Below are 5,468 nucleotides of genomic sequence, written 5' to 3'. Positions count from 1 at the left end.
GGCCGTATTGCCCCCCGCATCCGTAGGGTACGGCGCGGCTTAATCCACACAACCGCCCCCCCGCACACCACCCCCGGCCCCCCCCCCGGCCGCGCCCCCCCGGGGGGGGGGGGGCCCCCGGGGGGCCCCCACGGCAGGTCAGTCCAGCAGGCCCAGGCGCTGCGCCGCCGCCTCCGGGTCGATCGGGACGATCTGCGGCTGCGGTGCGCCGGCCACCGCCCAGTCCGGGTCCTTGAGGCCGTTGCCGGTCACGGTGCAGACGATGCGCTGGCCCGGGTCGACCAGGCCGGCCTCCGCCTTGGCCAGCAGGCCGGCCACCGAGGCGGCCGAGGCGGGCTCCACGAAGACGCCCTCCTGCGCGGCCAACAGCCGGTAGGCGGACAGGATCTGACGATCCGTCACCTTGTCGATGAGGCCGCCCGACTCGTCCCGCGCGGCGAGCGCGAAGTCCCAGGAGGCGGGGTTGCCGATCCGGATCGCGGTGGCGATGGTCTGCGGCTTGAGCACCGGCGCGCCGTCCACGATCGGGGCCGAGCCGGAGGCCTGGAAGCCCCACATCCGCGGGGTGCGCGTGGCCAGGCCGTCGGCGGAGTACTCGCGGTAGCCCTTCCAGTACGCGGTGATGTTGCCCGCGTTGCCGACCGGCAGGACGTGGATGTCCGGGGCGTCGCCGAGCATGTCGACGATCTCGAAGGCCGCGGTCTTCTGGCCCTCGATCCGCACCGGGTTCACCGAGTTGACCAGCGCCACCGGGTACTTCTCGGACAGTTCACGCGCGAGGGTGAGGCAGTCGTCGAAGTTCCCGTCCACCTGGAGGATCTTGGCGCCGTGCACCAGCGCCTGGCCCATCTTGCCGAGGGCGATCTTGCCCTGCGGGACGAGCACCGCGCAGACCATCCCGGCCCGCACCGCGTACGCGGCGGCGGAGGCCGAGGTGTTGCCGGTGGAGGCGCAGATGACGGCCTGCGCCCCCTCCTCCTTGGCCTTGGAGATGGCCATCGTCATCCCGCGGTCCTTGAAGGAGCCCGTCGGGTTGGCGCCCTCGACCTTGAGGTAGACCTCGCAGCCGGTGCGCTCGGACAGCACCTGGGCGGGGACCAGCGGCGTGCCGCCCTCCAGCAGGGTGACCACCGGGGTGGCCGCGGTGACCGGCAGGCGGTCCCGGTACTCCTCGATCAGGCCGCGCCACTGGTGGGTGTGCGCGCCTCGGACGACGTTCTCGGCAACGGCGTTCATGGCTGTTCCTTACTCCCCTTCGACCCGCATGATGCTGGCCACGTCCCGCACGCTGTCCAGCGCGCGGAGCTTGTCGACCGTCGCCGACAGCGCGGCGTCGGTGGCACGGTGAGTGACCACGACGAGCGAGGCGTCGCCGTCGCGGCCCTGCTGGCGCACGGTGTCGATGGAGACGCCGTGCTCCGCGAAGACGGACGCGACCTGGGCGAGGACACCCGCACGGTCGTCCACGTCCAGGCTGACGTGGTAGCGGGTGACCACCTCGTCCATCGGCTTGGCGGGCAGCTGCGTGTACACCGAGTCACCGGGACCGGTGGCGCCGGCCAGCTTGTTGCGACAGACCGCGACCAGGTCGCCGAGCACCGCGGAGGCGGTCGGCGAGCCGCCCGCGCCCGGGCCGTAGAACATCAGCCGGCCGGCCGCCTCGGCCTCGACGAACACCGCGTTGTACGCCTCGCGGACGGAGGCCAGCGGGTGCGACAGCGGGATCATCGCCGGGTGGACCCGCGCGGTGACGGACTCGCCGTCCGCCGCCCGCTCGCAGATCGCGAGCAGCTTGACCACGCAGCCCATCTCCTTGGCGGAGGCGATGTCGGCGGCGGTCACCTCGGTGATGCCCTCGCGGTAGACGTCCGCCGCGGTGACCTTGGTGTGGAAGGCGATGCCGGCCAGGATCGCGGCCTTGGCGGCGGCGTCGAAGCCCTCGACGTCGGCCGTAGGGTCGGCCTCGGCGTAGCCCAGCGCGGTGGCCTCCTCCAGCGCCTCCGAGTAGCCGGCGCCGGAGGTGTCCATCTTGTCGAGGATGAAGTTGGTGGTGCCGTTGACGATGCCCAGCACCCGGTTGACCTTGTCCCCCGCGAGGGACTCGCGCAGCGGGCGCAGCAGCGGGATCGCGCCCGCCACCGCGGCCTCGTAGTACAGGTCCACCCCGGCCCCGGCGGCCGCGGCGTGCAGCTCGGTGCCGTCCTTGGCGAGCAGCGCCTTGTTGGCGCTGACCACCGAGGCGCCCCGCTCGAACGCCGACAGGATGAGGTGTTTGGACGGCTCGATGCCGCCGACGACCTCGACCACCACGTCGATGTCGCCCCGGTTGACCAGGGCCTCGGCGTCGGTGGTGATCAGGTGCTCGGGCACGCCCGGACGCACCCGGCCGGCCCGGCGGACCGCGATCCCGGCGAGCTCGACCGGGGCACCGATGCGCGCGGCGAGGTCGTCGGCCGTCGTCGTCATGATGCGCGCCACCTCGGAGCCCACCACACCACAACCCAGCAACGCCACCTTCAGCGGGCGCGTACGCATCATCCGACTCCGCTCTGCATTCTTCGTGCTTCGGTAATTCCGGCGGGATTCTGGGGGCCGCCGGGAACTTCGGTCCGTACCAGTCTCGGGGACTTCCCGCACGGATCTACGGTCGTTCCATGATCTGAGACAAGGATTTCGTCATCCGATATCGAGACGCAGGAGATCCTCCTCCGTCTCGCGCCGGACGATCACCCGCGCGGCACCGTCCTTGACGGCCAGCACGGGAGGCTTCAGGGCGTGGTTGTAATTGCTCGCCATCGAGCGGCAGTACGCGCCGGTGGCGGGCACCGCGATCAGGTCGCCCGGGGCCAGGTCGGCCGGCAGGAAGGCGTCCCGGACCACGATGTCGCCGGACTCGCAGTGCTTGCCGACCACCCGCACCAGCATCGGCTCGGCGTCGCTGCGGCGCGACACCAGGGCCACCGAGTACTCGGCGTCGTACAGCGCGGTCCGGATGTTGTCGGACATCCCGCCGTCCACGCTGACGTAGGTGCGCAGGCCCTCCAGCGGCTTGACGGTGCCGACCTCGTACAGCGTGAACGCCGTCGGGCCGACGATCGCCCGGCCCGGCTCCACGCTCAGCCGGGGGGTGTCCAGGTTCGCGGCGGCGCACTCGCGGCGCACGATGTCGGCCAGCGCGGCCGCGATCTCGGCCGGCTCGCGCGGGTCGTCCTCGCTGGTGTACGCGATGCCCAGGCCGCCGCCCAGGTCGATCTCGGGCAGCTCGACGCCGTGCTCGTCGCGGATCTCGGCCAGCAGGCCGACCACCCGGCGGGCGGCCACCTCGAAGCCGGCGGTGTCGAAGATCTGCGAGCCGATGTGCGAGTGGATGCCGCGCAGCTCCAGGCCCTCGTGCCCGAGTACCCGGCGCACGGCCTCGGCCGCCGATCCGTTGCCCAGTGACAGCCCGAACTTCTGGTCCTCGTGCGCCGTGGCGATGAACTCGTGGGTGTGCGCCTCGACGCCGACAGTGATCCGGATCAGCACCTGCTGGCGGACGCCCTGGCGGGCCGTGATGGCGGCCAGCCGCTCGATCTCCTCGTAGGAGTCGACCACGATGCGCCCGACGCCGGTCTTCACCGCGTGTTCGAGCTCGTCCGCCGTCTTGTTGTTGCCGTGCAGCGCGATCCGCTGCGGCGGCATCCCGGCGGCCAGCGCCACCGTCAGCTCGCCGGAGCTGCACACGTCGAGGTTCAGGCCCTCCTCGTGCAGCCAGCGCACGATCGCCTTGGAGAGGAACGCCTTGCCGGCGTAGAAGACGTCCGCCTCGGTGCCGAAGGCGTCGCGCCAGGCCCGCGCCCGGGCCCGGAAGTCGTCCTCGTCGAGCACGTAGGCCGGCGTGCCGAACTCGGCCGCCAGGGACTTGACGTCGATCCCGCCGACGGTGGCCACGCCCTCGGCGTCGCGGGCGACGGTGCACGACCAGACCTTGGGGTCGAGCGCGTTCAGGTCGGCCGGCGGGGCGGAGTAGTGGCCCTCGGGCAGCACGTCACCGTGACGGGGGCCTGCGGGGTGTGCGGAGCGAGACATGTCCTGCTTCCTTGACCTATGGCGAGGGGCGGCGACGGTCTCCGTTGACCGTCAGCCGCCCCCGCTGCGCACTTGGGGGTGGTGCCTACATCCGCTCGGGCGCCGTGACGCCCAGGAGCGTCAGGCCGTTGGCCATCACCGTTCGCGTGGCCTCGACCAGCCAGAGCCGGGCGCGGTGCGTGTCCGTGGGCTCCTCGTCGCCCTTGGGCAGGAACATGCAGTTCTCGTACAGGCGGTGGTACTTGCCCGCCAGGTCCTCCAGGTAGCGGGCGACCCGGTGCGGCTCGCGCAGCTCGCCGGCCGTGGCCAGGATCCGCGGGAACTCGCCGAGGGCACCGAGGATGTCGTTCTCCCACACGGTGGCGAGCAGCTCGGGCTTGAAGTCCTGCGCCGCGCCCTTGTCGACACCGAGCTGCGCGGCCTTGCGGGCCACACCGCACATCCGGGTGTGCGCGTACTGGACGTAGTAGACCGGGTTCTCGTTGGACTGGCTGGTCAGCACGTTGATGTCGAGCGTGATGGTGGAGTCCGTGGGGGACCGCGTCAGGGTGTATCGGGCGGCGTCCACGCCGATCCACTCGATCACGTCGTCGATCGTGATGATGTTGCCGGCCCGCTTGGACATGCGGACCTCTTCGCCGTCGCGAAGCATCTTCACGAACTGGCCGATCTTGACCTCGATGTTGCGGTCCATGTCGTCGCCCGCGCAGGCCACGATGGCCTTCAGCCGGTTGACGTAGCCGTGGTGGTCGGCGCCCAGCATGTAGACGGAGACCTCGGCACCGCGGTCCCGCTTCGACAGGTAGTACGCGGCGTCGGCGGCGAAGTAGGTGGTCTCGCCGTCGGCCTTGACCAGGACGCGGTCCTTGTCGTCGCCGAAGTCGGTGGTGCGCAGGAAGACCGCGCCGTCCTGCTCGAAGACGTGGCCCTGCTCGCGCAGCCGGTCCATGGCCTTCTCGACCGCGCCGGAGTCGTGCAGCGACTTCTCCGAGAACCAGACGTCGAAGTGGGTGCCGAACTCCTGCATCGAGCGCTGGATCTCGGCCACCATGAGCTTGAGGCCCTCGGTGCGGAAGGCCTCCAGCTGCTCGGCGTCGGGCAGGTCGAGCACGCCCGGGACGCCGTCGGTGATCGCCTTGGCGATGTCGCCGATGTACTCGCCCACGTAGCCGTCGGCGGGGACGGGCTGACCGTTCGCGGCGGCCTTCAGCGAGCCGGCGAACTTGGAGATCTGCACGCCGGCGTCGTTCAGGTAGTACTCGGTGGTGACGTCGGCGCGGGGGGGGCGCGCGCCCCCCCCCCCCCACCCAACACAACAGCAACCCCAAAGCCCACCGACAACACACCCAGTGGTAGCGTCAGGGGGGGTTGGGGGTGAGAGAAAACACAGGGATATGCAC

At 71.2% G+C, this 5,468-nt stretch carries 4 protein-coding genes; all 4 read right to left on the bottom strand.

The genetic code is table 11. From position 1 onward, the window contains the following. Positions 1-138: 138 nt before the first annotated feature. The 4 genes from thrC to argS all read right to left on the bottom strand — a co-directional run bounded on the left by thrC (position 139) and on the right by argS (position 5,305). Positions 139-1,236: a threonine synthase gene (gene thrC / locus ACFV6D_RS29440; RefSeq protein WP_063347816.1), complete on the bottom strand. Its 1,098-nt coding sequence runs from the start codon at positions 1,234-1,236 to the stop codon at positions 139-141. A gap of 9 nt (positions 1,237-1,245) precedes the next feature. After that, entirely contained in the window at positions 1,246-2,538 is a 1,293-nt protein-coding gene (locus ACFV6D_RS29435; protein ID WP_063347817.1) for a homoserine dehydrogenase, read from the bottom strand. A 138-nt stretch (positions 2,539-2,676) separates the two neighbouring features. Beyond that, positions 2,677-4,068, bottom strand: a complete 1,392-nt coding sequence (lysA, locus tag ACFV6D_RS29430; protein ID WP_063347818.1) for a diaminopimelate decarboxylase — start codon at positions 4,066-4,068, stop codon at positions 2,677-2,679. Positions 4,069-4,153: 85 nt separating this feature from the next. Next, positions 4,154-5,305, bottom strand: a complete 1,152-nt coding sequence (gene argS, locus ACFV6D_RS29425) for an arginine--tRNA ligase (RefSeq protein ID WP_380561757.1) — start codon at positions 5,303-5,305, stop codon at positions 4,154-4,156. Positions 5,306-5,468: the final 163 nt, after the last annotated feature.

The organism is Kitasatospora sp. NPDC059812 (genome assembly GCF_042732075.1).
Taxonomy (GTDB): Bacteria; Actinomycetota; Actinomycetes; order Streptomycetales; family Streptomycetaceae; genus Kitasatospora.
The sequence above is the reverse complement of the archived record's forward strand: the minus strand, read 5'-3'. Positions and strand labels throughout refer to the sequence as shown.

Bases quoted from the DNA above. Each gene is read 5' to 3' on its own strand.
- thrC (WP_063347816.1), bottom strand. From the start codon at position 1,236: ATGAACGCCGTTGCCGAGAACGTCGTCCGAGGCGCGCACACCCACCAG.
- ACFV6D_RS29435 (WP_063347817.1), bottom strand. From the start codon at position 2,538: ATGATGCGTACGCGCCCGCTGAAGGTGGCGTTGCTGGGTTGTGGTGTG.
- lysA (WP_063347818.1), bottom strand. From the start codon at position 4,068: ATGTCTCGCTCCGCACACCCCGCAGGCCCCCGTCACGGTGACGTGCTG.